General features: G+C 69.2%; 18 protein-coding genes and 1 riboswitch. Of the genes, 9 read left to right on the forward strand and 9 right to left on the reverse strand.

Annotated features, from left to right (window positions below):
- The first annotated feature begins 344 nt into the window (after positions 1-344).
- The 6 genes from C8D03_RS07125 to trxA all read left to right on the forward strand — a co-directional run bounded on the left by C8D03_RS07125 (position 345) and on the right by trxA (position 12,304).
- Entirely contained in the window at positions 345-2,825 is a 2,481-nt protein-coding gene (locus C8D03_RS07125) for a sensor histidine kinase (protein WP_108051311.1), read from the forward strand.
- Positions 2,822-4,366, forward strand: a complete 1,545-nt coding sequence (gene tsaE, locus C8D03_RS07130) for a tRNA (adenosine(37)-N6)-threonylcarbamoyltransferase complex ATPase subunit type 1 TsaE (RefSeq protein ID WP_108045644.1) — start codon at positions 2,822-2,824, stop codon at positions 4,364-4,366. Before C8D03_RS07125 ends, tsaE begins: the two co-directional genes overlap by 4 nt.
- 149 nt (positions 4,367-4,515) lie before the next feature.
- Positions 4,516-5,295, forward strand: a complete 780-nt coding sequence (locus C8D03_RS07135; protein WP_108045645.1) for a nucleotidyltransferase family protein — start codon at positions 4,516-4,518, stop codon at positions 5,293-5,295.
- Positions 5,288-8,395, forward strand: coding sequence for a double-strand break repair protein AddB (addB, locus tag C8D03_RS07140; protein ID WP_108045646.1), 3,108 nt, complete (start codon positions 5,288-5,290; stop codon positions 8,393-8,395). The genes C8D03_RS07135 and addB overlap by 8 nt, the downstream gene beginning before the upstream one ends.
- The gene (gene addA / locus C8D03_RS07145) at positions 8,392-11,850 is read left to right on the forward strand and encodes a double-strand break repair helicase AddA (RefSeq protein ID WP_181300753.1); all 3,459 of its coding nucleotides are present in this window, start codon (positions 8,392-8,394) and stop codon (positions 11,848-11,850) included. The genes addB and addA overlap by 4 nt, the downstream gene beginning before the upstream one ends.
- Before the next feature lie 133 nt (positions 11,851-11,983).
- Positions 11,984-12,304, forward strand: coding sequence for a thioredoxin (trxA, locus tag C8D03_RS07150; RefSeq protein ID WP_108045648.1), 321 nt, complete (start codon positions 11,984-11,986; stop codon positions 12,302-12,304).
- Positions 12,305-12,404: 100 nt separating this feature from the next.
- Here trxA and C8D03_RS07155 read toward each other — a convergent pair whose 3' ends face one another.
- Entirely contained in the window at positions 12,405-12,803 is a 399-nt protein-coding gene (locus C8D03_RS07155; RefSeq protein ID WP_108051313.1) for a DoxX family protein, read from the reverse strand.
- 320 nt (positions 12,804-13,123) lie between these two features.
- Here C8D03_RS07155 and C8D03_RS07160 point away from each other — a divergent pair, with 320 nt between their 5' ends.
- Positions 13,124-15,271, forward strand: a complete 2,148-nt coding sequence (locus C8D03_RS07160; protein WP_108045649.1) for a PBP1A family penicillin-binding protein — start codon at positions 13,124-13,126, stop codon at positions 15,269-15,271.
- Positions 15,272-15,332: 61 nt separating this feature from the next.
- Here C8D03_RS07160 and C8D03_RS07165 read toward each other — a convergent pair whose 3' ends face one another.
- From C8D03_RS07165 to C8D03_RS26750, 7 genes are all read right to left on the reverse strand, one after another.
- The gene (locus C8D03_RS07165) at positions 15,333-16,529 is read right to left on the reverse strand and encodes a multidrug effflux MFS transporter (RefSeq protein ID WP_108045650.1); all 1,197 of its coding nucleotides are present in this window, start codon (positions 16,527-16,529) and stop codon (positions 15,333-15,335) included.
- Positions 16,530-16,599: 70 nt separating this feature from the next.
- Positions 16,600-17,340, reverse strand: a complete 741-nt coding sequence (locus C8D03_RS07170) for a M48 family metallopeptidase (protein ID WP_108045651.1) — start codon at positions 17,338-17,340, stop codon at positions 16,600-16,602.
- A 64-nt stretch (positions 17,341-17,404) separates the two neighbouring features.
- A complete protein-coding gene (locus C8D03_RS07175) occupies positions 17,405-18,136 on the reverse strand; it encodes a hydroxyethylthiazole kinase (protein WP_108045652.1) in 732 nt (243 codons plus the stop codon).
- Positions 18,137-18,141: 5 nt separating this feature from the next.
- Positions 18,142-20,034 (reverse strand): phosphomethylpyrimidine synthase ThiC, encoded by a 1,893-nt coding sequence (thiC, locus tag C8D03_RS07180; protein ID WP_108051315.1) that lies wholly within the window; start codon positions 20,032-20,034, stop codon positions 18,142-18,144.
- 78 nt (positions 20,035-20,112) lie between these two features.
- Positions 20,113-20,216: riboswitch (TPP riboswitch) on the reverse strand.
- A 37-nt stretch (positions 20,217-20,253) separates the two neighbouring features.
- Positions 20,254-20,451 (reverse strand): hypothetical protein, encoded by a 198-nt coding sequence (locus tag C8D03_RS07185; RefSeq protein WP_108045653.1) that lies wholly within the window; start codon positions 20,449-20,451, stop codon positions 20,254-20,256.
- A 117-nt stretch (positions 20,452-20,568) separates the two neighbouring features.
- The gene (locus tag C8D03_RS07190) at positions 20,569-20,859 is read right to left on the reverse strand and encodes a hypothetical protein (RefSeq protein WP_108045654.1); all 291 of its coding nucleotides are present in this window, start codon (positions 20,857-20,859) and stop codon (positions 20,569-20,571) included.
- A 151-nt stretch (positions 20,860-21,010) separates the two neighbouring features.
- Positions 21,011-22,150 (reverse strand): OmpA family protein, encoded by a 1,140-nt coding sequence (locus C8D03_RS26750; protein ID WP_248308383.1) that lies wholly within the window; start codon positions 22,148-22,150, stop codon positions 21,011-21,013.
- Positions 22,151-23,178: 1,028 nt separating this feature from the next.
- Here C8D03_RS26750 and C8D03_RS26755 point away from each other — a divergent pair.
- Together C8D03_RS26755 and C8D03_RS07205 are read left to right on the forward strand one after the other, a co-directional pair.
- Positions 23,179-23,559 (forward strand): DUF1127 domain-containing protein, encoded by a 381-nt coding sequence (locus C8D03_RS26755; protein WP_248308384.1) that lies wholly within the window; start codon positions 23,179-23,181, stop codon positions 23,557-23,559.
- Between the two features lie 49 nt (positions 23,560-23,608).
- Positions 23,609-24,931: a tetratricopeptide repeat protein gene (locus tag C8D03_RS07205; protein ID WP_108045656.1), complete on the forward strand. Its 1,323-nt coding sequence runs from the start codon at positions 23,609-23,611 to the stop codon at positions 24,929-24,931.
- 161 nt (positions 24,932-25,092) lie between these two features.
- Here the strand turns inward: C8D03_RS07205 and C8D03_RS07210 are convergent, their stop codons facing one another.
- Positions 25,093-26,019 (reverse strand): polysaccharide deacetylase family protein, encoded by a 927-nt coding sequence (locus tag C8D03_RS07210; protein WP_248308385.1) that lies wholly within the window; start codon positions 26,017-26,019, stop codon positions 25,093-25,095.
- Positions 26,020-26,087 lie beyond the last annotated feature (68 nt).

Here is a 26,087-nt window from a genome sequence, read left to right on the forward strand (position 1 = left end):
CTGAGTCTTTTGAGCACCAGCCCCTACTAATAGAGCAACGACGCATGGCAACCGCTATCTCTTGATCGCAAAGGGCGTGGACCGGGGGCGGCGAAAAATCCGCCAAATTTACCAGCGATTAAGCACTTCCTGCCGGACTCGGCGGATGATTAGAGTGAAGCTGATTCGGCCCTCGGCGCCTTGCGCGAACCGGATCGACACACAGTGATCGGTGTCGTGGCAAGCGTGCGTCGGGTGCCCCCAGGGCGGCGTCCCAAGGCGGTGCCGTGCCATTCGACGCCCGGCCCAGAGTGCACGGGAACACCCGGCGGCCCTATGCCGCCCTCGAGGAAGACGGACGCGGGATGAGACGGTCGAGCCGACAGGAACGGGGCAGCGATGGCTGGCGCCGGCACGCGCTTCTCCCGGGGCTCGTGGCCAGCCAGGTTCCCTCCGTGGCGCTGGCACAGGGCGAGCTGCTCACCAGGCTGCGCCCCGAGCTGCTCGGCACCAGCGCGCTGTCCCTGATCTTCGCGGGCCTCACCGTCTTCGCCGCCACGACCTCGCTGGTCTATGTCCGCGAGCGGGCGCGCTGGCAGCGCCGCGAAACCGCGCTCGCGCGCGAACTCGAGGCCGCACGCGGGCAGCAGGACCGGCTGTCCGCGCTGCTCGCGGCCGATCCCCAGGTCGTCGTCAGCTGGAACGGCCGCAATGCCGAGCCGGTCTTCGAGGGCGACAGCGGGTTCCTCGGCGCGCCCGGCGCGACGCTGGCCCTGGCCTACGGCGCCTGGGCTCCGCCGGTCGAAGCCAAGAAGCTGGAGCTGGCGACCGACGCATTGAAGGAGCGGGGCGAGGCTTTCGGCTTCACCCTGCGCAGCAAGACCGGGCCGTTCATCGATGTCGAGGGCCGGCCCGTCGCCGGCCAGGCTGTGATCCGGTTTCGCGAGGTCACCGGCGAGCGGGCCCAGGTGCTGGCGCTGCGCGGCGAGCTGGAGCGGGTCAGCGGCGACCACAAGGCGCTGGCCGGCCTGCTCGCTGGCCTGCCGCAGCCGGCCTGGACGCGCAATCCCGAGGGCCGCCTGAGCTGGTGCAACGCCGCCTATGCCCGCGCGGTCGAGGCCGCCGACGGCAGCGAGGCGGTCAAGAACGGGCTCGAACTGCTGGACCGCAGCGAGCGCGAGGGCGCAGCCCGGGCGCGGCGCGAAGGACAGCCCTTCTCGGCGCGTGCACCGGCCGTGGTCGCCGGGCAGCGGCGTACGCTGGATATCCTCGAATTGCCGACGCCGACCGGCTTTGCCGGCATCGCCACCGATATGAGCGAACTGGAAGCGGTGCGGGCCGATCTGCAGCGCCAAATGGACGCTCATGTCCGCACGCTCGACCGGCTCAAGACGGCCGTCGCCGTCTTCGACGCCTCGCAGCGGCTGGTCTATCACAATTCCGGATTCGAGACGCTGTGGTCGCTCGATCCCAGCTTCCTCGACGGTCATCCGAGCGATGGCGAAATCCTCGACCGGCTGCGCTCGGAACGGCGCCTGCCCGAGCTCGGCGACTACCGGAGCTGGAAGGCCGGCGTCCAGGCTGCCTATACCTCGACGCGCGCCAATGAGGACTGGTGGTATCTGCCGGACGGGCGGACCATCCATGTGGTGGCGAGCCCCAATCCGCAGGGCGGCGTGACCTATCTGTTCGACGACGTGACCGAGCGGTTCACGCTGGAGTCGCGTTTCAACGCCCTGTCGCGGACCCAGCGCGAAACGCTCGACTCACTGCGCGAAGGCGTCGCCGTGTTCGGTTCGGATGGGCGGCTCAAGCTCTCCAACCCGGCCTTCGCCCAGTCCTGGAAGATCGAGGCCGATCTCGCCAGCGCAGCCCCGCATATCGACGAGGTGGTGCGGCTGTGCCGCCCGCTCTTCCCGCAGGACGAGATCTGGAGCGAGCTGCACAGCGTCGTCACCGGCGTTCGCGACGCGCGCGAGGACTATGGCTGCCGGATGGAGCGGCGCGACGGCACGGTGCTCGACTGCGCAGCCGCGCCGCTGCCGGATGGGGCGACGCTGATCAGCTTTGCCGATGTGACGGCGAGCGTGAATGTCGAACGCGCCCTGACCGAGAAGAACGACGCGCTGGAAAAGGTCTCGCGGCTGCGCGAGGACTTCGTCCACCACGTCTCCTACGAGCTGCGCTCGCCGCTGACCAACATCATCGGCTTCGCCCAGCTCCTTGGCACCGAGGCGATCGGCGCCCTGAACGAGAAGCAACGCGATTACACCTCGCACATCGTGCGCTCGTCCGGCGCCCTGCTCGCCATCATCAACGACATCCTCGACCTCGCCACGATCGACAACGGCGCGCTCACGCTGGAGCTGGAGGAGGTCGACGTGGCCGAGACCATCGCCCAGGCGGCGGCAGGACTGCATGACCGGCTGACCGGCAGCAAGCTCGATCTCAAGGTCGAGATCGCGGCGCAGACCGGCCTGCTGCGCGCCGACGGCAAGCGGCTGCGCCAGGTGCTGTTCAACCTGATCTCGAACGCGATCGGCTTCTCCTCGCCAGGCCAGACGATCACCGTCAGCGCCGCGCGCGATGGCGGCGATATCCGCATCACCGTCGCCGACCAGGGGCGCGGCATCCCGGCCGAGGTCAAGGAGAAGGTGTTCGACCGCTTCGAGAGCCATTCGCTCGGCTCCAGTCATCGTGGCGTGGGGTTGGGCCTGTCGATCGTGCGCTCGATCGTGGAGCTGCATGGCGGGCGCGTCGAACTCGATTCGGCGCCCGGGCGCGGCACCCGCGTGACGGCGGTGTTCCCGTCCGAAGGCGTGTCGATGTCGGACGCGGCGGAATGACCGAGGACGCCCGCAGGTCCGGCACGCATCGGCTGGTGCTGGCGGACGAGGCGGCGACGCTGCGCCTCGCCGCCGATCTCGCCGCGATCCTCAAGCCTGGCGACATCGTCGCTCTGTCGGGCCATCTCGGAGCCGGCAAGTCGATGCTGGCGCGCGCGATCCTGCGCGAACTCGCCGACGATCCGGTACTGGAGGCGCCGAGCCCGACTTTCACCCTCGTTCAGAGCTACGAGACGCCGCGCGGCGGCGTCCTCCATGCCGATCTCTACCGCGTGCGCTCACCCGACGAGCTCGACGATATCGGCCTTGTCGAGGATCTCGACCGGCTGATCGTACTGGTCGAGTGGCCGGACCGGGCCGGGACGCGCCTGCCGGGCGGACGCAGGCTCGACATCGTGCTCGACGTCGATCCGCAGAATCCAGAGACCGGGCGCATCGCCGATCTGTCGGGAGGCGTGCTCTGGCGCCAGCGGCTTGCAATCGCCATCGCGACGCGCCGGCTGATCGACGAGGCCGGCTGGGGCGAGGCGAGGCGCGACTACATGCAGGGCGATGCCTCGAGCCGCGCCTATGAGCGGCTGACGCGTGCCGACGGTCTCAGCGCCGTGCTGATGATCTCACCGCCACGGCCGGACGGTCCGGCCATCCGGCTCGGCAAGCCCTATAGCGCCATCGCGCATCTGGCTGAGACCGTCGATGCCTTCGTCGCCATGGATCGCGGCCTGCACTCGCTCGGCTATTCGGCGCCCGAAATCTATGCGCAGGACCTGTCGACCGGGCTGCTTCTTATCGAGGATCTCGGCAGCGAGGGCGTGATCGATAACGATGGCCCGATCCCGGAGCGCTACGAGGCGGCGGCGCGGTTGCTCGCCGACCTGCACCGCCATGCGCTGCCGACGATCCTGCCGGTCACCGAAGGGCGCGACCATGTCGTGCCGGATTACGACCGCGGCGCGCTGGCGATCGAGACCGAGTTGATCCTCGAATGGTATGCGCCCCATATCGCCGGCGTGACCCTGCCGGCGGTGACGCAAGCCGAATTCACGCGCATCTGGAACCGGCTTTTCGATGAAATCCTCGAAGCGCCTGGCACCTGGACATTGCGCGATTTCCACTCGCCCAACCTGATCTGGCTGCCCGCCCGCCAGGGCCATGCCACGCTCGGGCTGATCGACTTCCAGGACGCGGTGATCGGCCATCCGGCCTATGATCTCGCCTCGCTCGGGCAGGATGCGCGCATCGATGTACCGGCGGCGCTGGAGCTGCGGCTGCTCGCCGCCTACGGCAAGGCGCGGCGCGGCGACGACCCGGGCTTCGACCTCGCCGGCTTCGCCCGCGCCTATGCGATCCTCGGCACGCAGCGCAACACCAAGATCGCCGGCATCTTCGCCAGGCTCGACAAGCGCGACGGCAAGCCGGCCTATCTCAAGCATCTGCCGCGCATCGAAGCCTATCTGCGCCGCAACCTGGAGCACCCCGCGCTCGAAGAGCTGAAGGGCTGGTATCAGGCGCATCTGCCGAAGCTGTTCGAGGTCGGGTGAGTCTTCCGGCTTCGCCGTCACATCCTCCACCGTCATCCCGGACAAGCGGCGAAGCCGCGCCGATCAGGGATCCATTCCGGAGCGCTTGCCGGTGAGGTTCCGGCATGGGTCCCGGGTCTCCCTGCGGTCGCCCGGGACGACCGGCGCAGATGTCTGATAGGTTTGCCCAACCGAGGGAGATTCGCGTGACGCAGGCCAGCCCGACACCGATCCGCCGCGCCATGGTCCTGGCGGCCGGTCTCGGACAGCGCATGCGCCCGATCACCGATACGCTGCCGAAGCCGCTGGTCGCGATCGGCGGCAAGCCGATGCTCGACCATGCGCTCGACCGCCTCGCCGAGGCGGGCGTCGAGGAGGCGGTGGTCAATGTCCACCACCTCGCCGCGCAGATCGAGGCGCATCTGGCCTCGCGCGAACAGCCGCGCGTGACGATCTCCGACGAGCGGGCGCAGCTTCTGGAAACCGGAGGCGGCGTGAAGAAAGCGCTGCCGCTGCTGGGCAGCGAGCCATTCTTCCACGTCAATTCGGATTCGCTCTGGAGCGAGACGCAGCGCTCCAACATGAGCGCGATGGCGCAGGCCTGGGACGCCGACGGGATGGACATGCTGCTGCTGCTGGCCCGGCGCGAGGGCAGCGTCGGCTTCGACGGGCGCGGCGATTTTTTCCTCGGCGATGACGGGCTGCTGACGCGGCGCGGCACGGCAGCCAGCGCACCTTATGTCTATGCCGGCGTCGCCATCATGAAGCCCGAACTGTTTGCGGACACGCCCGGGGGCCCGTTCTCACTCAACCTGCTGTTCGACCGGGCAATCGCGGCCGGCCGCCTGCATGGCCTCGTCCTCGATGGCCAGTGGCTGCATGTCGGCACACCAGAGGCGATCGCGCCGGCAGAGGCAGCCTTTGCCGCCGTGACGGGGGTCCATGCCTGAGCTGAACCTCTTCAACATCCCGCCCGGCGCCCCGTTCCTGGAGGTGCTGGCGCAGGCGATGCTGGAGGGGCGCTTCGGCACCATCCACGACCCCGCCGACCCGTCGGCGATGGCGCGGGTCACGCTCTATCTGCCGACACGGAGAGCCGCGCGCGCCTTCGCCGCCTGCCTGTCGGAGAAGCTCGGCGGCAAGCCGCTGCTGCTGCCGCGCATCATGCCACTCGGCGATGTCGACGAGGCGGAGACGACGCTGATCGGCGCGGGTGCCTGGGCGCAGGAGCGTCTCGGACCGATCGACCCGCTGGCACGGCGCATGATCCTGACGCGGCTGGTCGATGCCTGGGGGCGAAGCGCCAATCGCAGTCATCTCAGGCTCGACCCATCCGAGCCCGCATTGGTGCCCGCGACGCTGGCGGAGGCTTATGGGCTCGCCGGCGACCTTGCCGCACTGCTCGACCAGATGCAGACCGAAGGCGTCGCCGTCGAAAGGCTGGGACGGCTCGACGCCACGCGCTTCGACCGGATCTGGCAGCTCAATGCGAGCTTCCTTGCCATCCTCGGTGAAGCCTGGCCGGCGATCCTGGCGGAGCGCGGCACCTGCGACCCGGCCGATTTCCGCAACCGCACGCTCAGTGCCGAACGCGAGCGGCTGCTGACGGGCGGTTCCCAGAGCCCGATCATCGCCGCCGGTTCGACCGGGACCGTGCCGGCCACGGCGCGGCTGCTGGCGGCCATCGCGCGCCTGCCGAACGGCGCCGTGGTGCTGCCCGGCCTCGATCTCGCCCTGCCCGAAGCGGCCTGGGACGCCATTGCCGACGAGCCCGCGCCGTCGCATCCGCAGGCGGCGCTGCACCATCTGATGGCAGAACTGCACGCGACCCGCGACGATGTCCGGGGACTGGCCGAACCGGATGCGGCCCGTACCGCCCGCTCGCGGCTGCTGCGCGAAGCGCTTTTGCCGGCCTCGGTCACCCAGAGCTGGGCCGATCTGCGCCAGCGCCTCGATGCCGACGAGGCCGGACTCGGCTTCCAGGGGTTGCGGCTGGTCGAGGCGGCCGACGAACGCCAGGAGGCCTTGGCCGTCGCCGTGGCGCTACGCGAGACGCTGGAAGAGCCCGGCCGTCAGGCAGCGCTGATCACGCCCGATCGCGGACTCGCCGAGCGCGTCACGGTCGAGCTGCGGCGCTGGGGCATCGAGGTCGACGATTCCGCCGGGTTGCCGCTGGCGCGCTGGCCAGCCGGCTCGCTGCTGCGGCTGATCCTCGAAGCCGCGCTGGCCGAGATGACGCCGGCTGCGCTCGTGCCGCTGCTGGCGCATCCGCTCTGCCGGCTCGGGCTGGCGCGCGGGCAGGTCGAGCACGGTGCCTCGGCGCTGGAGATCGGGCTGTGGCGCGGCGAGGCTGTCGGCCGGGGGCTGGCGGGGCTGCACGACAATCTCGGAAATTGGGCCAAACTGCACAATGCCCGGCATGCGCCAGGCCCGCGACGCCGGCTTGACGAGACCGACGAAGCGGCGGCGACCGCCGTGCTGAATGCTATCGGCGAAGCGCTTTCGCCGCTGCTGGAGGCACTTTTCCTGGAAGAACCTTCGCTCGCCCGGGTGACGCAGGCTGCAAGGGCCGCGCTCGATGCGGTCAGCCGCGACGAGGACGGCCATGCCCGTGCCTTCACCGGGCATGACGGCGAAACGCTGGCCGGCCTGTTCGACGATCTCGGCGCGGCCGAGCCCGAGATGCCGGCAGGCGGCCGCGCGCCGGATTTCATCGCCATCCTCGACGGCCTGCTCGCCGAGCGGGTCGTCCGCCGGACGGGCGGCGGCCATCCGCGCGTCAAGATCTGGGGCCTGCTCGAAGCCCGCCTGCTCGAGGCCGACCATGTCGTGCTCGGCGGGCTGAACGAGACGGTCTGGCCACCCGAGACGAAGACGGATTCCTTCCTCAACCGGCCGATGCGGACCGAACTCGGGCTTTCGCCACCGGAACGGCGCATCGGCCAGACCGCGCATGACTTCGTGCAGGCGCTGGGCGCCGAACGCGTGACGCTGACGCGCGCCCGCAAGGCCGGCGAGGCCGAGACCATCGCCTCGCGCTTCTGGCAGCGGCTGAAGGCGGTGACGCCTGCGCCGGTCTGGGCGGAGGCCCTCGCCCGAGGCACGCGGCTGACCGGGTTTGCGTCCGCGCTCTCGGTGCCGGCCGCGACCTTCCCGGTTTCGCGGCCCGCGCCGAAGCCGGCACGCGCGCTGCAGCCGCTTTCGCTCAGCGTCACCGATGTCGAGACGCTCTACCGCGACCCCTACCAGATCCATGCCCGCAAGATTCTGAAGCTCGACGTGCTTGCCCCGCTGATCGAGGATCCCACCGCGCAGGATCGCGGCAATCTGCTGCACGACATCGTTGCCCAGTTCGCCGAGACCTATCCCGATCAGCTGCCGGCCGATGCGCTTGGCCGGCTGATCGAGATCGGCGCATTGAAGTTCCGGCAATTCGACGATGCGCCGGAGGTTCGGGCCTTCTGGTGGCCACGCTTCCTGATCACGGCCGGGCATTTCATCGCCTGGGAAGGGCGACGCCGCGGCGACCTCGCGCGGATCGGCGTCGAACTCGGCACCGGCACAACCTTCACGCTCGCCGATGGTGCACAGTTCCGGCTCAGTGGCCGGGCCGACCGGATCGAGCTGACCCGCGAGCCGGCCTTGCGCATCATCGACTTCAAGACCGGGGCGCCGCCGAGCAAGGCGCAGGTCGAGAAGGGTTTTGCGCCGCAACTGACGCTGGAAGCAGAGCTCGCGGCGCGGGCGGGCTTTCCGCCGCTGGCCGGCCCGACCCCAGTCGAGGCACTGCTCTATCTCAAGCTCCACCATGACCCGAAGGGCTGGGCGAAGGACAAGCCGCTGGATTTCGGCGATGAAACGCTGACGGATGTCGCCGCCCGCCATCTGGACAGGCTGCTCGCGCATCTCGATGCGCTGCGCAGCGGGCGCGAGGCCTATCTCTCGCGCCGCGCGCCGGACTACATCAAATATGCCTCCGCTTACGACCATCTCGCGCGGGTCAAGGAATGGTCGGCCGCCTCCGAGAGCGACGAGGGGGGCGAGGCATGAAACCGGGCTGGATCGTCCCGCCGCTGACCGACCAGAACCAGGCCCTGGCCGCTCATCCGCGCCTCAGCGCCTGGGTCTCCGCCAATGCCGGCTCCGGCAAGACCCATGTTCTGGTCAACCGCGTGCTGCGGCTGCTGCTCGATGGCGTCGCGCCCGGCCGGCTGCTCTGCATCACCTATACCAAGGCCGCCGCCGCCAATATGGCGAACCGGGTCTTCGCGGCCCTCAGCTCCTGGGCGACCCTGCCCGAGGCCGATCTCGTCGCCACGCTGACGAAGCTGACCGGGGAGGCGCCGTCGCTTCTGCAACGCGCGGCGGCACGGCGGCTGTTCGCGCAGGCGCTGGAGACGCCGGGAGGCCTCAAGATCGAGACCATCCACGCCTTCTGCACGCGCGTGCTGCAATCGGCGCCGTTCGAGGCCAATGTGCCGCCGCGCTTCGAGGTGGCGGACGATCTCGCCCAGGCCGAGATGCTGCGGCAGGCGCGACGCGACCTGCTGACGAGGGTGGCGGCCGATCCGCAGGGCGCCGAGGCGCGGGCGCTCGACCTGCTCGCCCGCCAGGCGGCGCAGGACACCTTCGACGCCATGATGCAGGAGGCGCTGCGCCAGCGCGCGCTGTTCAACGACGCGGACGGACGCGCCCGCGATGCCGGCGAGATGCTGGGCGGGATCGCGGCCGTGCTGGGGATCGTTCCAGAGCTCTCTGCTGCGACCGTGAAGGCCGATTTCCGCAGCGCGCTCGCGCGGATCGCGGGATTGGGGGCGCTGATCGAGGCGCTCGCCGCCGGCAGCCAGACCCGGCAGACTTTCGCCGCGACGCTGCGTTCCCTGCTCGCGGGCGTCGACGACGGCGACCCGGTCGTCTTTTGCCGGCGCGGCTTCATCACCGATGCCGGGACGATCAACGTCAATATCCGCGGCAAGGGCAAGTCGGAGTTCGAGCCCGCTTTGCTGGCGGTGCTCGACGAGCTCGCTGCACTTCTGCTCGCAGCCACGGACCAGCTCAACGCCATCGCGATCCGCGACCGCAGTCACGCGCTGGCGCTCCTGGTGACGCGCATGCTCGCCTCCTATCAGCGCCAGAAGAGCGAGCGCTCGCTGCTCGACTACGACGATCTGATCGCGAAGACACGCTCGCTGCTGACGCGGGTCGAGGCGGCTTGGGTGCTCTACAAGCTCGATGCCGGCATCGACCACATCCTGCTCGACGAGGCACAGGATACCAGCGAGGCGCAATGGGCGATCCTGCGCAAGCTCGCCGAGGAGTTCAGTGCGGGCGCGGGCGGGCGCGACGAGAGCCCGAAGCCGCGCACCGTCTTCGTCGTCGGCGACGAGAAGCAGTCGATCTACGGCTTCCAGGGTGCGGCGCCGGCAGCCTTCAACGAACAGAGGCGGCAGCTCGGGCGGCGCATCACGGAAGCCGAGCAGCGCTTCGCGTCGATCAGCCTCAACACCTCCTTCCGCTCGGCGCCCGACATCATGCAGGCGGTCGATGCGGTCTTTGCCTTGCCCGAGCATGCGCGCGGGCTCGTCTTCGACGGCTCGGAGCGACCGGAGACCCATGACACGGTGCGCCGCGCCGCCGCCGGCTGCGTCGACCTCTGGCCGCTCTGTGCCAACGACACGGCCGAACCGCCCGATGCCTGGACGACGCCGGTCGACGCTCCGGAGCGGCGCAGCGGCACCGCCAAGCTGGCGCAGCGCATCGCGGCGACGCTCGGGGAGTGGAGGCGCCGGGGGAGCGACGATCTCGGCAACCGCTTCGCGCCGGGCGACGTCATGATCCTGCTGCGCCAGCGCGGCGCCCTGTTCGAGAACATCGTCAAGGCGCTCAAGGATGCCGGCGTGCCAGTGACGGGCCGCGACCGGCTGACGCTGGCCGAACATCCTGCGGTGGAGGACCTCGTCGTGCTCGGGCGGACCCTGCTCCTGCCGGAGGACGACCTGACGCTGGCGACGGCGCTGAAGACGCCGCTGATCGGGCTCGACGACGACGACCTGTTGCGGCTCGCGCCCGGACGGAGAGGCTCGCTGCGTTTGGCGCTACGGGAGGCCGGAGCGACGGAGCCGCGCTATGGCGCGGTCGAAGAGCGGCTCACTGAACTCGCCGCCGAGGCCGGACGCTGCGGGCCCTTCCGCTTCTTCGCCGGACTGCTTGGACCGGGCGGCGGGCGCAATCTCGCTTTGGCCCGGCTCGGCGCCGAAGCAGGAGACGCGCTCGACGCCTTCCTCTCCGCCGCACTCAACCATGAACGCCGCTACGGACCCTCGCTCGCCGGCTTCCTGCAGCATGTCAGCGAGGCCGCGACCGATGTGAAGCGCGACCTGTCGGCGAGTGCCGGCGAGGTGCGCGTCATGACCGTGCACGGCGCCAAGGGGCTGGAGGCGAAGACCGTGATCCTTGCCGATCTGGCGCCGGCGCCCGGTGCCAAGCGTCTGCCCAAGATCCTGGCGATCGCGCCGCCGCGCCGGCAGGCCGTCCCGATCTGGCCGCCCGGCAGCGCCGAGGATGCCAGCGCCACGGCGGCGGCCAAGGCGCAGGTCATCGGCCAGATGGTCGAGGAGCATCACCGGCTGCTTTATGTCGCGATGACGCGAGCCGAGGACCGGCTGATCGTCTGCGGGGCGCAAGCCAAGGGCGAAGCGCCGGAGGGGAGCTGGTACGCCATGATCGAGGCGGGCCTCGGCGCCTCTGCGACCGGGCTTGCCGAGATCGGCGCGGGCGAGAGCGCGGTCCGGCGTTTCATGACCTCGCCGCCGCAGCCGCAGGAAACGCCCCCGGACGCGGATGCCCATCCGACCGAAGCCGTGCCCCGCTGGCTGCGGGAGCCTCCGCCGCGCGAAACCGAGCCGGCGCCGCCGCTGAAGCCCTCCAGCGCTCTCGCGGCAGCCGATGCGCCCGACCGGCCGGTGGACGGGCCGTTTCTGGCGGAGGCCGCCGCGGCCGGGCGCTTCGCCCATCTGCTGCTACAGATGCTGCCGGAGATCGCACCGGACCAGCGCGAGCCGGTGGCCCGGGCGCTCGGCCTGGCACGGGCCGGCGCGGTCACGCCTGCCCGGCGCGAGGCCATCATCGCCGACGCGCTCGCGCTGCTGGCCGATCCGGCGCTTGCCGGGCTCTTCGGACGGGGTTCGCTGGCGGAGGTGCCGATCACCGGCATGGTCAGGTTGAGCCAGGACGAAAGGCGCCCCGTTTCGGGCCAGATCGACCGGCTCGCGATCTCGGCCGCCGAGGTCGTCATCGCCGATTTCAAGACCGCTGCGCGGCCCCCTCGGGACGAAAGCGCCATTCCCGAGACGACGCTGGCCCAGCTCGCGGTCTATCGCGCCCTGATCGGGCAAATCTATCCGGGCCGGCGGGTGCGGGCACTGCTCGTCTATACGGCGACACTGACGCGTCTGGAGCCCGATCCGGCCCGGCTCGATGCGGTGCTCGCCCGCCTCGGTGGCTGACCGAGGCTCACCAACATGTGCCGGGGACAGACCCGACTCCGCATTCCGCGCGCCTTGACCCGGACCCTGGGCGTTCATAGCTTGCGCGACGAAGGCGGCGCTGCCGCCACACATGCATGAAAGGCGACACGCCATGGCGACGAGCAAGGTGACCGATGCGAGCTTCGAGGCCGATGTCCTCAACTCAGCTGAGCCGGTCGTGGTCGATTTCTGGGCCGAATGGTGCGGCCCCTGCCGCATGATCGGACCGGCGCTCGAGGAGATTGCCGGCGAGATGAACGGCAAGGTCAAGATCGTGAAGATGAATGTCGACGAGAACCAGGCGATTCCGGCCCAGTTCGGCATCCGCTCGATCCCGACCCTGATGCTGTTCAAGGACGGCAAGCTGGCCTCGCAGAAGGTCGGCGCTGCGCCCAAGAGTGACCTGTCGCGCTGGATCGCCGGCTCCGTCTGAGATCACGCACCCGATAAAAGAAAGGCCCGCCATCCCCTCGGATGGCGGGCCTTTCTCGTTGTTGCAGCCGTCAGACGGCGGAAGCGCAGGCGCCTTTGACTCAGGCGCGCTTGCGGTTGTCGATGCTGAAGGCGCCGGCGCCCGCAAAGACGAGATAGAGGAAGATGAAGCAGTAAAGGATTGCCGCATCGCCACCATTCAGCAGCGGATAAAGGCTGCGCGGCGCATGGAACATCCAATAGGCATAGGCCATTTCGCCGGCGAGGATGAAGGCAACCGGACGGGTGAAGACACCGAGCAGGATCGCAAGGCCGCCGAAGGCCTCAAGGACCGCGCCGAACCAGAACAGGCTGAACATCGGCGGCAGGCCACTGGCCGGCGCGGCCGGGAAGCCGAACAGCTTCTGCGTGCCATGGGCGATGAAGATCAACGCCGCGACGATACGCAGGATACCCAGCGCGTAGGGAGAATAGCGATCGAGGAAGTTGAAAGTCGGCATCAGGTCTCTCTTTTCGGTGGAATTGCAGGGCAAGGTCTTCATTCGGCCCGCAGGCCGGGATGTCACGGCGTTTCCCGTCACCATGGGCCTTCGCGGCATCGGCTTTCCAAGCCTGATGACGGATTGTCGCAGGCTTCGCAACACGAACAGGCGGCAGAGCGCATCTTGCAGGATTGCAACATCTTCACGTTGCCGCGACCGAATCCTCCGCAACGGGCCCGCCAGGCTTAACCACCCCTTAAAAGCGCCATGTTTCACTCCTGTCTGGAGCCTTGGCCGCGTGTTCCGGAACATGGTGGCAATCGGCGCGACGGGGCAGGATGAACGACCGGACGAGACGGGCTGAGCGGCGCGAGCCCTCCTTCGAACCAGGACGAGGCGAAAGCCGCGACGATTTCGACATGCGCCTCTCCGACGAAGACCGTCCCGCCCGCGGCCAGCGCGCTCCGCAGCGCCCGGAACCGCGCAACCAGCCCCGGCGCGACAAGCGCAGCGGTGGTGGCGGCGGCGGTCGACGGCGCGGTCGCAAGGGCCGCTCCTTCCTCGGCGGGCTGTTCTACTGGACGCTCGTGCTCGGCCTGTGGTGCGCGATCGGGCTCGGCGGGCTCGTCGCCTATCATGCCGCGCAACTGCCGCCGATCAACCAGCTCACCGTGCCGAAACGGCCGCCGAACATCGCGATTCTCGCCGCCGACGGCTCGCTTTTGGCCAATCGCGGCGAGACGGGAGGGCGCACCATCACCATCGGCGAGGTGCCGCCCTACCTGCCCAAGGCCTTCGTCGCGATCGAGGACCGCCGCTTCTACGACCATTTCGGCATCGACCCGGTCGGTCTGGCGCGCGCCATGGTCAACAACCTGCGCCGCAGCGGTGGCGTCCAGGGTGGCTCGACGCTGACCCAGCAGCTCGCCAAGAACCTGTTCCTGACGCAGGAGCGCACCGCCGCACGCAAGATCCAGGAGGCGATCCTGGCGCTCTGGCTGGAGCGGACCTATTCCAAGGACCAGATCCTCGAGCTTTATCTCAACCGGGTCTATTTCGGCTCCGGCGCCTATGGCGTCGAGGCGGCGGCCCAGCGCTACTTCAACAAATCGGCGCGCTCGGTCACGATCGCCGAGGCGGCGATGCTGGCCGGTCTCGTGCAAGCGCCCTCGCGCCTCGCACCGAACCGCAACCCGGAAGCGGCCGAGAAGCGCGCGCAGCTCGTGATCGCGGCGATGGCCGATCAGGGGCTGATCTCGCAGGCTTCAGCCAAGACGGCGCTGGTCGCCCCGGCCGAGGCGGCCGAGCGCATCGGAGCCGGCTCGGTGAACTATGCAGCCGACTATGTGATGGATGTGCTCGACGACTTCATCGGCGCGGTCGAGGGCGACGTCACCGTGCTGACCACGATCGACCCCAAGCTGCAGTCCTCGGCCGAGACGATCCTGGTCGAGGCGCTGAACGCGCAGGGCGCCAAGCAGGGCGTCGGACAGGGCGCGGTGGTCTCGATGGCGCCTGATGGCGCTCTGCGCGCGCTGATCGGCGGGCGCGACTACACCAAGAGCCAGTTCAACCGCGCGACCGCGGCAAAGCGCCAGCCGGGCTCATCCTTCAAGCCCTTCATCTACCTCGCCGCGCTGGAGCACGGGCTGACGCCGGACACGATCCGCGAGGATTCGCCGGTCACCATCAAGGGCTGGACCCCGGAGAACAACAGCCGGACCTATCGCGGCCCGGTGACGCTGCAGACCGCCTTCGCCCATTCGCTCAACACCATCGCGGTGAAGCTGAACCAGGAGGTGACGCCGCGCGAGGCGGTGCGCACGGCGCAGCGGCTCGGCATCTCCTCGGCGTTGCAGGCCAACCCCTCGCTCGCGCTCGGCACCTCCGAGGTGACGCCGGTCGAATTGACCACGGCCTATGCGACCTTCGCCAATGGCGGGCAGGCGGTGCTGCCCTATGTCATCCGCGAGGTGAAGTCGCTCTCCGGCAAGGTGATCTATGCGCGCAAGGGCACCGGCTTCGGCCCCGTGGTGCAACCGCAGACTCTGGCGATGATCAACTCCATGTTCCACGAGGTCATGGTCAGCGGCACTGGCAACAAGGCGAACATCGCGGGCTGGGAGGTCGGCGGCAAATCCGGCACGACGCAGGATTTCCGCGACGCGTGGTTCGTCGGCTTCACCGCCCGGCTGGTGACGGCCGTCTGGCTCGGAAACGACGACAACAGCGCGATGAAACGGGTCTTCGGCAGTGGCCTGCCGGCCGATATCTGGGCGAAATACATGCGCGCGGCCCATGCCGGCATGCAACCGGCCGCACTGCCGGGCGGGCTCTGGCACGGCACGCCGAAGTCGATCTTCGACGGCGGCGCGCCGGTCGCCGGCACAAGATCGCCCAACACCCAGACCGCCGACGGCGACCGGGCCTGGATTCCGCCGGCGCCGCAGGAAAAGAACTTCCTGGAACGGCTGTTCGGCGGCTAGAGCCTCGGCCCGAAAAGTGGAATGCGGTTTACGGGAAAAGTCGATCCCGTAGGCGCCAGCTTCAGGCCTTCGCCGCCCGCACCGCCGCGCTCACCTTGAACAGCACGAGCGCCGCGACACCGATCGCCGACATCACCAATGGCAATGGCAGCGCCCCGTTCTTCAGGGCATGGCCGACGAGCAGGCCGACGCAGGCCGAGAACAGCATCTGGCAGAGCCCGGTGAAGGACGAGGCGGCGCCGGCACGGTCCGGAAAGGGCATCATCGCCGAGGCCTGGGACTGCGGCATGGTCAGGCCGACGCCGCAGGCATAGAGCGCCATCGGCACGACGACGCCGAAGGGGCCGGCGAAGCCGGTGAGCACACAGAGCAGCATGATCAGACCCCCGCCGGCCAGGCAGCGCACGCCGAGTCCGATGACGCCGTCCATGCCGCGTCGTGTGACGAGACGCTGGGCGATGACCGTGCCGAGGATGAAGCCGAGCACCATGAAGCCGAAGGCCAGACCGTACTCGACCGGCGTCATGCCATGGATGCCGATCAGCACGAAGGACGAGCCGGAGATGAAGGCGAAGAGCCCGCCATAGGCCAGCGCCGTCAGCCCGACATAGACGCGGAAGGCACGGTTCTCGAGCAGCGTGCCGAAGCCGCGGATGATCGTCAGCAGAGAGAGCGGCTCGCGCGAGCGGGTCCGGACCGTCTCGGGCAGAAGGAGCACGACCACCGCCACCAGCGCCGCGGCAAAGGCCAGCGACGCCACGAAGGTCGAGCGCCAGCCGAAGGCCTGCTGAAGCACTCCGCCCAGCACCGGCGCGACCGCCGGCACCAGCCCCATGATCATGCCCATGCGAGCGAGTTCGCGCCCGGCGCGCGGCCCCTCGTAGAGATCACGCACCATGGCGCGACCGAGCACGATCGGCCCCGAGGCGCCCAGCGCCTGCACGGCGCGGGCGGCGGTCAGTGCGCCGATCGAGGGCGCGAAGGCGCAGGCCAGCGTCGCCACGATGAAGATGCCGAGCCCGACCAGCAGTACCGGCCGGCGGCCGAGCCGGTCCGAGAGCGGGCCCCACAGGATCTGGCCGGCAGCGAAGCCGAACAGGAAGGCTGACAGGGTCGCCTGCGCGCCGGCGACATCCGTCTGCATCACCCTGACGATGTCCGGCAGCGACGGCAGGTAGAAATCGGTCGAGAGCGGGCCGAGCGCCGTCAGCATGGCGAGGACGGCGGTCATCGCCAGCGTATCGGGGCGGAGCTTCATGGACAGGCGGCCTTGCGTGAACGGCTGGCGGCTGTCTAGGCCCGAGCCGTCGGGCTGTCGAGGCCGCGGCTCAACCGTAGGCGTGCAAGCTCGCGCCATGGCGCTTGAGCCAGGCCTCGGCCTCCTCCGTGCGCGGGCAGAGCCTGTGGGTCAGCGCCCAGAAGCGATGCGAATGGTTCATCTCCTTGAGATGGGCGACCTCATGGGCGGCGAGATAGTCCAGCACCAGCGGCGGAGCCAGGATCAGCCGCCAGGAGAAGTTGAGGTGTCCCTGCGATGAGCAGGAACCCCAGCGGCTGGTGGTGTCGCGGATCGTGATCTTGCGGGCGGGCATGCCGAGCGCGGCCGTGTGCCGGCGCACCGCCTCCTCGAGATCCTCCAGCGCGGCACGGCGCAGGAAATCCTTGATCCGGCGCGCGACATGGGCACTCTCGCCGGCGACCGCGAGGATCGGCGCGCCGTCCTGATCCTGCGTGGCATGGGTCAGGCCGCGCGCCTTCGACCAGTGCACGATGCGGTGCGGCTTGCCCCGGAACGGCACCGTTTCGCCGGCCTCGAACGGCACCGAAAGCGGGCGCTTCGCCACGCGCGCGGCGATCCAGCCGCCATGGTTCTCGGCGAAAAGCCGGCCTGCGCTGAAATCGGCGCGCTCCGGCAGGGTCAGGGTGATCTCGCCCGTGGCCTGCGAGACACGCAGCGTCATCCGGCGCGCGCTCGCCCGCCGCTTGACCGCCACGGGGTAGAGCATGCCGCCATGGGGCACCTCGATCCGCTCGGGATCGGGCTTGCGCTTGAACAGGGAGAGCCGCATCGGCGGCGATTGTGCGGGATTCGCGGCCGATGCGGAAGAGCCTTGTCGCCGGCCTGCGTCGGGTTCAGCCAATCCGGGCCTGCAGCGTCGCCGCGTCGAGGTTCGCCAGCGCATCGACGAGATGCATCGCGAAGCTGCCCGGGCCATTGCTGCGCTCGGCCGCGATCTCGCCAGCGATGCCATAGGCCGTCAGCGCCGCTCCCGCTGCCAGCAGCGGATTGTCCTCGACGGCGCAGCAGGCGGCGACGAGTGCGCTGGAGGCGCAACCCAGTCCGGTGACCTTCGCCATCAGCGCATGGCCATGACCGATCTCCAGCGACCCGCCCGGCGCCTCGATCCGGTCGATCGCGCCGGTGGTGACGCGGGTCGCGCCGGGAGCCGCGGCGAGCAGCGGTGCCAGCGCCTGCATCTCGGTGATGTTGCCGCGCACGACGATGCCGGGCAGGCGCAGGGCTTCCTCGGCCAGCCTCAGGCGCAGCGGCGAGAGTTCGACGAAGACGGGGTCGAGCACCAGCGGCTTGGCCTGCGCGCGCGCAACCTCCAGCAGCTTCGGCACGGCGCGCTCGCCCTCCAGGTTGATCGTGCCGAGATTGATCAGGATTGCGCCGGCGCCGGCCGCGACGGCTGCGACCTCGTCGGGATGGCTCGCCATCGAGGGAACGGCCCCGAAGGCGAGCAGCATATTGGCGGTGACGTTCTGCGCCACCGTGTTGGTGAGGCAGTGGATGCGCGGGCGGCGCTCTGCCACCCGCGCGAGGATCGACGCCACCATGGCGGCGTCGAGCTGGTCATTCATAATGCTCATTGCGCGGCAGGTAGATAGAGGCTGCCGCCCTTGTCGAGGAATTCCTGCGACTTGGCCGCCATGCCTTCGGATGCCATCGCTTCGAGACTGGCGCGCTCGTTGTCGCTCATCGCCAATACCTCGGCCCGCAGATCCTGCGTGATCTTCATCGAGCAGAATTTCGGCCCGCACATCGAGCAGAAATGCGCGACCTTATGGGCGTCCTTCGGGAGGGTTTCGTCGTGGTAGCTGCGCGCCGTGTCGGGGTCGAGCGCCAGGTTGAACTGGTCCTCCCAACGGAAATCGAAGCGCGCGCGGGAGACCGCGTCGTCCCTGATCTTCGCCGCCGGATGGCCCTTGGCGAGGTCGGCGGCATGCGCCGCGATGCGGTAGGTGATGACGCCGGTCTTGACGTCGTCGCGGTTCGGCAGGCCGAGATGCTCCTTCGGCGTGACGTAGCAGAGCATGGCGCAGCCATACCAGCCGATCATCGCCGCCCCGATGCCGGAGGTGATGTGGTCGTAGCCCGGCGCGATGTCGGTCGTCAGCGGTCCGAGCGTGTAGAACGGCGCCTCGCCGCATTCGCGGAGCTGCTTGTCCATGTTCTCCTTGATCTTGTGCATCGGCACATGGCCGGGGCCCTCGATCATGACCTGGCAGCCTTTTTCCCAGGCGATGGTGGTGAGCTCCCCCAAGGTCTCCAGCTCGGCGAACTGGGCGCGATCATTGGCATCGGCGATCGAGCCCGGACGCAGACCGTCGCCGAGCGAGAACGAGACGTCGTATTTCCGCATGATCTCGCAGATCTCGTCGAAGCGCTCGTAGAGGAAGCTCTCCTTGTGATGAGCCAGGCACCAGCGCGCCATGATCGAGCCGCCGCGCGAGACGATGCCGGTCACGCGCGAAGCGGTGAGCGGAACGTAAGGCAGCCTGACGCCGGCATGGATGGTGAAATAGTCGACGCCCTGCTCGGCCTGTTCGATCAGCGTGTCCTTGAACACCTCCCAGTCGAGCTTCACAGGATCGCCACCGACCTTTTCCAGCGCCTGATAGATCGGCACGGTGCCGATCGGCACCGGCGAGTTGCGCAGAATCCAGGAGCGGATGTTGTGGATGTTGCGGCCGGTCGAGAGGTCCATGACGGTGTCGGCGCCCCAGCGGATCGCCCAGACCAGCTTCTCGACCTCTTCGGCCGCGCCCGATGTCACGGCCGAATTGCCGATATTGGCGTTGATCTTGACCAGGAAGTTGCGGCCGATCGCCATCGGCTCCAGCTCGGGATGGTTGATGTTGGCCGGGATGATGGCCCGCCCGCGCGCGATCTCCGAGCGGACGAATTCGGGTGTCACGAAGTCCGGCACGCTGGCACCGAAGCTCTCGCCGTCGGCATGGCGCTCGCGGGCACCCTCCAGCATCGCGGCGCGACCAAGGTTCTCGCGATGCGCGACATAGATCATCTCGGGCGTGACGATGCCGGCCCTGGCGAATTCGTACTGCGTCGCCATCTGGCCATTGCGCGCGGTCAGCACCGGGCGCTCAGCCGGGCATGCCGGGACCATCTGGTCCGGCGAGATGTTGCCGTTGTCGGCCGCCGTCACCGCGCGGCCCGGCACGGTCTCGAAGCCTCGACGGCTGAGCCAGTCGCGCCTGATCTGGGGCAGGCCGGCATTCAGGTCGACCGCCGCATCCGTCTCGGTGAAGGGACCCGAGGGATCGTAGATGCGCACGGCCGGTTCGGTGTCGGTGGTGAGCTGCACCTCGCGAAACGGCACCTGGATCGAGGCGTCCTCGGGTGTCGGCACGTAGATTTTGCGCGAGCCGATGATTGGCCCGGTGGTAACGCCGGTCGGCGCGCCGAACTTGCGGGCGGCTTCGGCACTGCGTTTCGGTGGGGTGATATGGGTGTTCATGGGGATCTCCGCCTTGGTCAAAGGGTCAGGAGATCCGGCGTCGAAGCGGTTCAAGCGCTGTGATGCGGGCATGGTTGTGACCATGCCGCGTTCCAGTCCCTCCGCCGGTATGACCCGGATCAGGTTCGATGGGTTCGGCCTTGCGGCCATCTCAGCTCTTGCGAGCACCCCTCGGAACGATCGCGAGGTTAGGCGGGCGGACGGATTCGCGCAACCGTCTCAGGCGCTGATATCGACGGACTGTCCCTGCCCGGCCGGGAGGGTGGCCTGCATCTGGTCAACACCCTGCTGAAGCAAGGTGACGACGGCCTGGTCCGATGCAGCCTGCTGGCGCAGCATTTCCGTCTGCAGGGCCTGCTGCGTGGAGCTGGCCTGCATCGCTGCGAAGCTTTGCGCGATGGCAAGGGAATCACTCATGGATATGCGCCTCCTGCCCCAGCCATAGACGCCGAAGCTTGAGCGATGGTGAATCAAGACCGGCAAAACCTGCCTTGCCCAAGCCTGCCTTGTCCCTGCGTCTGCCGGAGCCGCAGATCAGGGCGCGATGATCGAACGCACCGGGCGCGGCATGGGCAGATCGCGATCCGCGCGCGGCGCGACCTGGGCCTGCTGGCGGTGACCGGAGCGCCCGGGATCGGCCGCGCGTTCCCGCGCGACGATGTCGGCATCGACCACCGACGGCTGCGGCGCCAGCGGGACGCCCGGGGCCCGCTGACGGGCACCCGGCTGCGACGACGCCTCCGGCTGGGCCGGCTGCGCCATGACTGAAGGGACGAAAACCGCGACCATCAGAAGGCCGCCGATCAGAGTGATCCGAGCGCGCATCGCAATGCTCCCTGTGCCCCCGCCCCTGGCCCTGGCCCTGAAGGAGCCTGTTTTACGCCAAACGGCGAGCATGGCGTTCGGGTTCCCACATGCGCATCAAAAAGGCCGCCTTCCGGCGGCCTTTTTCCGATGTCTTCGGGATTCTCCGCGATCAGCCGCCCTGCCCTGCCAGCAGCGGCGTGATGCGACGGAGCGTGACGCGGCGGTTCTGACGCTCCGCCTCCTGCGTCGCGACCTTGAGATACTGCTCGCCATAGCCCTGCGTCGTCAGGTTCTCCGGCGGCACGCCGAAATCCTTGGTCAGAATCTCGGCGACCGACTGGGCCCGGCGGTCAGACAGCGACAGGTTGTCGATGTCGGGGCCGACGGCGTCGGTGTGGCCCTCGACGAGGAAGACCTCGTTAGGCGAGCGCTGCAGCGCCTTGCGGATCGACTCCGCGATCACCGAGAGCCGCTGGGCCTGACCGGGCGCCACATCCCAGGAGGCGGTCTCGAAGGTCACCGTGTCGATGTCGACGCTGCGCATCCGCGCCCGCAGATCCGGCGAATAACGCACCTCGTCCAGCGTGTAGCGACGCGGGATCGGCGCCACCGGCGGCGCGATGATCGTCTCGTAGATCAGGTTTTCATCGGCCTGATCGGCATCGACGATGTAGCGCTCGCGCGGGATGCGCAGCGCCGGCCGCTCCAGCACGACGATCTCGTCGGAGAAGCGCTCGCGCGGCCGGTCGCGACGGGTGTTGTCGATGATGACGATCTCGCGCCCGTCACGGTCGAGCCTGGTGCGCCGGATCAGGCGGCCGTCCTCGTCGGTGACGGTGACGATCCGCGTGCCGTCGGCGCGCTCGAAGACGGTGCGGTTCTCGTCGCCGCGCCGCTCGGTGCGCCCCTCAAGGCCGAGATCGCGGAAGCGCTGCGTCTCGTCGCGCCGGATGATCGTGCGGTCATCGTCGCGGATGATGGTCCGGCCGGGCTCGCGGATGATGGTGACATCGCCCTCGCGACGCTCTTCGCGGCGACCACGCACATCCTCGAGGCGACCGGCCCCCTGCGTCGCCATGATGCCGCCGATGACACCGGCACCGAGCCCGATCGCAGCGGCGCCGCCGAGCCCGATGCCGCTGCGACGGCCCTGACGCTGATCAGGAGCCGGAATTTGGCCAGGTGCGGGCGGCTGGCCAGGCGCCGCGCCAGCAGGCAGCGGCGGGGCCGCCTGCGTTTGTCCGGGACGCTGCTGACCGTCACGCTGCGGGGGCGGTGCGCCGGGTGTCCGGCCGGCCGGCGGAGCCACGGGCGCGGCCTGCGGAACCGGGGCGGACGGAACCGCGGGTTGAGCCGGCGCGACGGGGACCGCCTGAGAAGGCGCCGACGGCGCGGGGGCCGATTGCGTCTGGGGTGCGGTACGGGGCGCAGCAGGAGCGCCCGGTTGCGCCGGCACCGGCTGCGGAACCGTTGTCGGCGCCGCGGGGGCCGACGGAGCGGGGGCGGGCGTCGGCGCACGCTGGGCCGGCGCCGGAGCCGGCGGTGCCGGACGCACAGGTTCGGCGCCCGGCGGACGCGGCGGCATCGGACGGACGGCCGGTTCGCCCGTCGCGGGCGGCATGGGGACCGGGCGGGCCGCGGGCTGGCCGGGTGCCGGAGCGGCCGGGGCTGCGGGTGGCGCCGCGCGCGGCATCGGCGGTTCGCGCCGGGGCTCGGGCGCCGCGGGAGGCGCAGCCTGTGCCGGCGCGGGAGGGCGCGGGGCTATCGGGGGAGCCGCAGAGGGAGCCGACGGCGCGGCCGGGCGCTGAAGCGCGGGCGGCGGACTGGCTGGCGACGGGGCCGTGGGGGCGGCGGCGCCGGGCGCGACAGGCGCTCCGGGGGCGCGCGGCACGCCAGGCGCGCGCTCGCGGCGCGGCTGGCCGGGCTCGTCGGCGGCGGGGGCCGGTGGTGCCTGAGCGAGTTCGAAGGAAGGGGGGAGCGCGGTCGCGGGAGCGGCGAAGCCGCCCTGCGACAGGACCACGGCGGGGAGGATGGTACCGACCAGAAGCCAGTTCTTGGTACGCGTCATGAGATCCGTTTTCCAGTTCAACTGTGGATGAGAACACGCCCGATGCGGTGAACCCGTCCTGAACCAAAAACGGCGGAAATCGGGCTCGGTTCCTCGCCTGATGCCATTTTCCGGGCCGCGCGCGGTCCCGCCCGGCGGCGCGAGGGACCGTCCCCAAGCGGTTTTGCGGCTGTCCCGCACGGAACAGTCAGGCGGTTCGCGGAGCCGTAAATCCTCGTTTCGACCGCGACGCCTCATTCCGGGGCGCGGGTCGTTCGAGGACCACGATCATGTATGCGTTCAGACAAGACGATTGCACGGGCTGCACCGGGCCGGCGCGGCAACAGTGCGAAGTCCGGCCCGCTACCGAGACCCTGTCCACCACGCTGCCGGCCGCGACAACCGACGCTTCAACGCTGCCCGGCGATCAGCTTCACGTCGAGGTCAACCGGCCTTTCGTCGCCGATAGCGGCGAGCCGGCACGCCCGGGCTGGATCGCCCGCCTCAAGGCCGGCTTCAGCGCATTCCGCGAGAGATCGATGCAGCGCCGGCGCAACCGCCAGATCGCGCTCGAGCTGTCGCGGCTCGACGACCGCACGCTCCGGGACATCGGCATCAGCCGGCCGGAGATCGAAGCCGCCATTGCTTACGCCCGGCGCAACGGGCGCTGAGGCGGCTCGCCGCTGCAGGCTTTCCAGACATTCACAAGGTATCCAGAACATGTTGTCCCAAGACCATCACGGCAATGCGCTTTCCGGCGCGAGCCACAGCTCCGCCGAGGCCTTCGCGCAGGCGGTTTCCCAGTTCGCGATCTTCTCGGGCGATCCGGTCGGCGCGGCCGAGACCCTGATGCGCGACGAGCCCGGCTTCGTCATGGCGCATGCGCTCCAGGCCTGGCTCTATCTGCTCGGCACCGAGCCGGCCGGCATTCCGGTCGCGCGACAGACGATCGAGCGCGCCCTGACGCTGCCGGCAACGGCGCGCGAGCGCGGCCATCTCGCGGCTCTCGCCCATCTCTGCGAAGGGCGTTGGCACGAGGCCTCGCGCGTCATCGAGGATGTCGCGATCGAGAACCCGCGCGACCTGCTCGCCCTGATCGCCGGCCACCAGCTCGACTTCTTCACCGGCCATGCGCGGCTGCTGAAGAACCGCATCGCGCGGGCGCTGCCGGCCTGGTCGCCCGACATGGCCTCGCACCACGCCATGCTCGGCATGCACGCCTTCGGGCTGGAGGAGAACGGCGAATACGCGCTGGCCGAGAGCCAGGGCCGTGCCGCGCTCGCAGCCGCACCGGCCGATGGCTGGGCCCGCCATGCCGTCGCGCATGTGCTGGAGATGCAGGGGCGTCACGACGAGGGCATCGCCTTCATGCGCAACGACATGGCGAGCTGGACGGAAGGCAGCTTCCTCGCCGTCCACAACTGGTGGCATCTGGCGCTGTATCATCTCGAACTCGGCCAGATCGACGAGGTTCTGGCGCTGGTCGACGGACCGATCTGCGGCGGCCTGCCGGTGCAGATGCTCGAGCTGATCGACGCCTCGGCCATGCTCTGGCGGCTGCATCTGCGCGGCATCGATGTCGGCGAGCGCTGGAACCGGCTGGCGGAACACTACCAGGCACGCTGGACGGCGGGGCTCTACGCCTTCAACGACCTGCATGCGCTGATGGCGTTCATCGGCGCCGGTCGGGGCGACCTGATCGAGGCCGTGCTGGCGCAGCAGCCGATCGCGATGCTGTCCGCCAGCGACAATGCCGGCTTCAGCCAGGATGTCGGCTATCCCCTGATGAAGGCGTTCGCTGCCTTCGGCGAAGGCCGCTATGCCGAGGCGGTCAAGCTGATCCGGCCGGTGCGGCACATCGCGGCGCGCTTCGGCGGCAGCAACGCCCAGCGCGACGTGATCGAGCTGACGCTGATCGAGGCCGCGCTGCGCGCCGGGGACGAACCGCTGTCGCGCGCGCTCGCCGGGGAACGTCTGGCCGCCAAGCATGAAAGCCCGCTGGCGCGGCTTTTCGCGAAGCGTGCGGGGCTGACCCTCGCGTAAGCGGCGCAGGCGGCTTAAGCCGTCCCGATCAGCTTATACGCGCCGTCATCCCGGACGCAGCGAAGCGGAGATCCGTGATCCATCGCAGGGAACTGCGCTCTGCGATGGATCACGGGTCAAGCCCGGGATGACGGCGTGGTTTCGAGCCAGAACAACCGGCCTCAGATTCCGGACTGCTCCTTCACGAAACCGGCGATCTCGGCATGGCTGGCGAACCAGACATCCGGCATCTCCTTGATATGCGCGATCAGCTTTTCGAGGATCCAGATGCGCGAGCGGTAGGTGATGACATGCGGGTGCATGGTCAAAAGGAACAACCCGCCCTCCTCATAGGCACGGTCGAATTCACGCCTGAAGATGTCGAACACGGCTTCGGGCGCGGTATAGGGCCGCAGCGCCTGGAAGCGGTTCATGTTGAAATAGACCGCATCGTCGCGAATCCATTCGACCGGCAGCTCGACCATGCCGGTCGGCTCGCCCTTCTCGACAATCTCGTAGGGATCGTCATCGGCGAAGAGGGAGGAGTCATAGAGCAGCCCGAGCTCGCGCTCGATGGCGAGGGTCACCTCCGAAAAGTCCCAGGAAGGCGTGCGCATGCCGACCGGCCGAACGCCGGTGATCTTTTCGAGCGTATCGGCAGAGCGCAGATGCAGTTCGCGCTCGGCATCGGGCGGAACCGCCGTGTTGACCTCGTGAATCCAGCCATGGAGGCCAATCTCGTGACCTTCCGCGATGACGCGACGCTGCTCGTCTGGATAGAGCAGCGCGGTCACGGCCGGGACGAAGAAGGTCGCCTGGATGTCCTCCTTCTTCATCAGGTCGAGGATGCGCGGCATGCCGACGCGGTTGCCGTACTGGCCCCATGACAGCCTGCCAACCGACTTGCCGCCGTCGCGCAACTCGTTGGTCTCATGGTCGACGTCGAAGGAGAGCGCCACCGCACAGCGCGCGCCGTTCTTCCATTTCGCCGGCTTCAAGTTGCGGCCGGCGCGAACGCGATCGACCTTGGCGCGCCAGGTCTCTTCCGGCCACTGCCAGGGGAGGAGTTCGGGTTCGGTCATGGTCGTCTCCTTGATTGAGCTCGTCATGCTCGGGCTCCACCCGAGCATTTGTGGCAGGAGATTCTCGGGTCTGCGCTTCGCTTCGCCCGAGAATG

It is taken from the genome of Bosea sp. 124, assembly GCF_003046175.1.
Classification (GTDB): Bacteria; Pseudomonadota; Alphaproteobacteria; order Rhizobiales; family Beijerinckiaceae; genus Allobosea.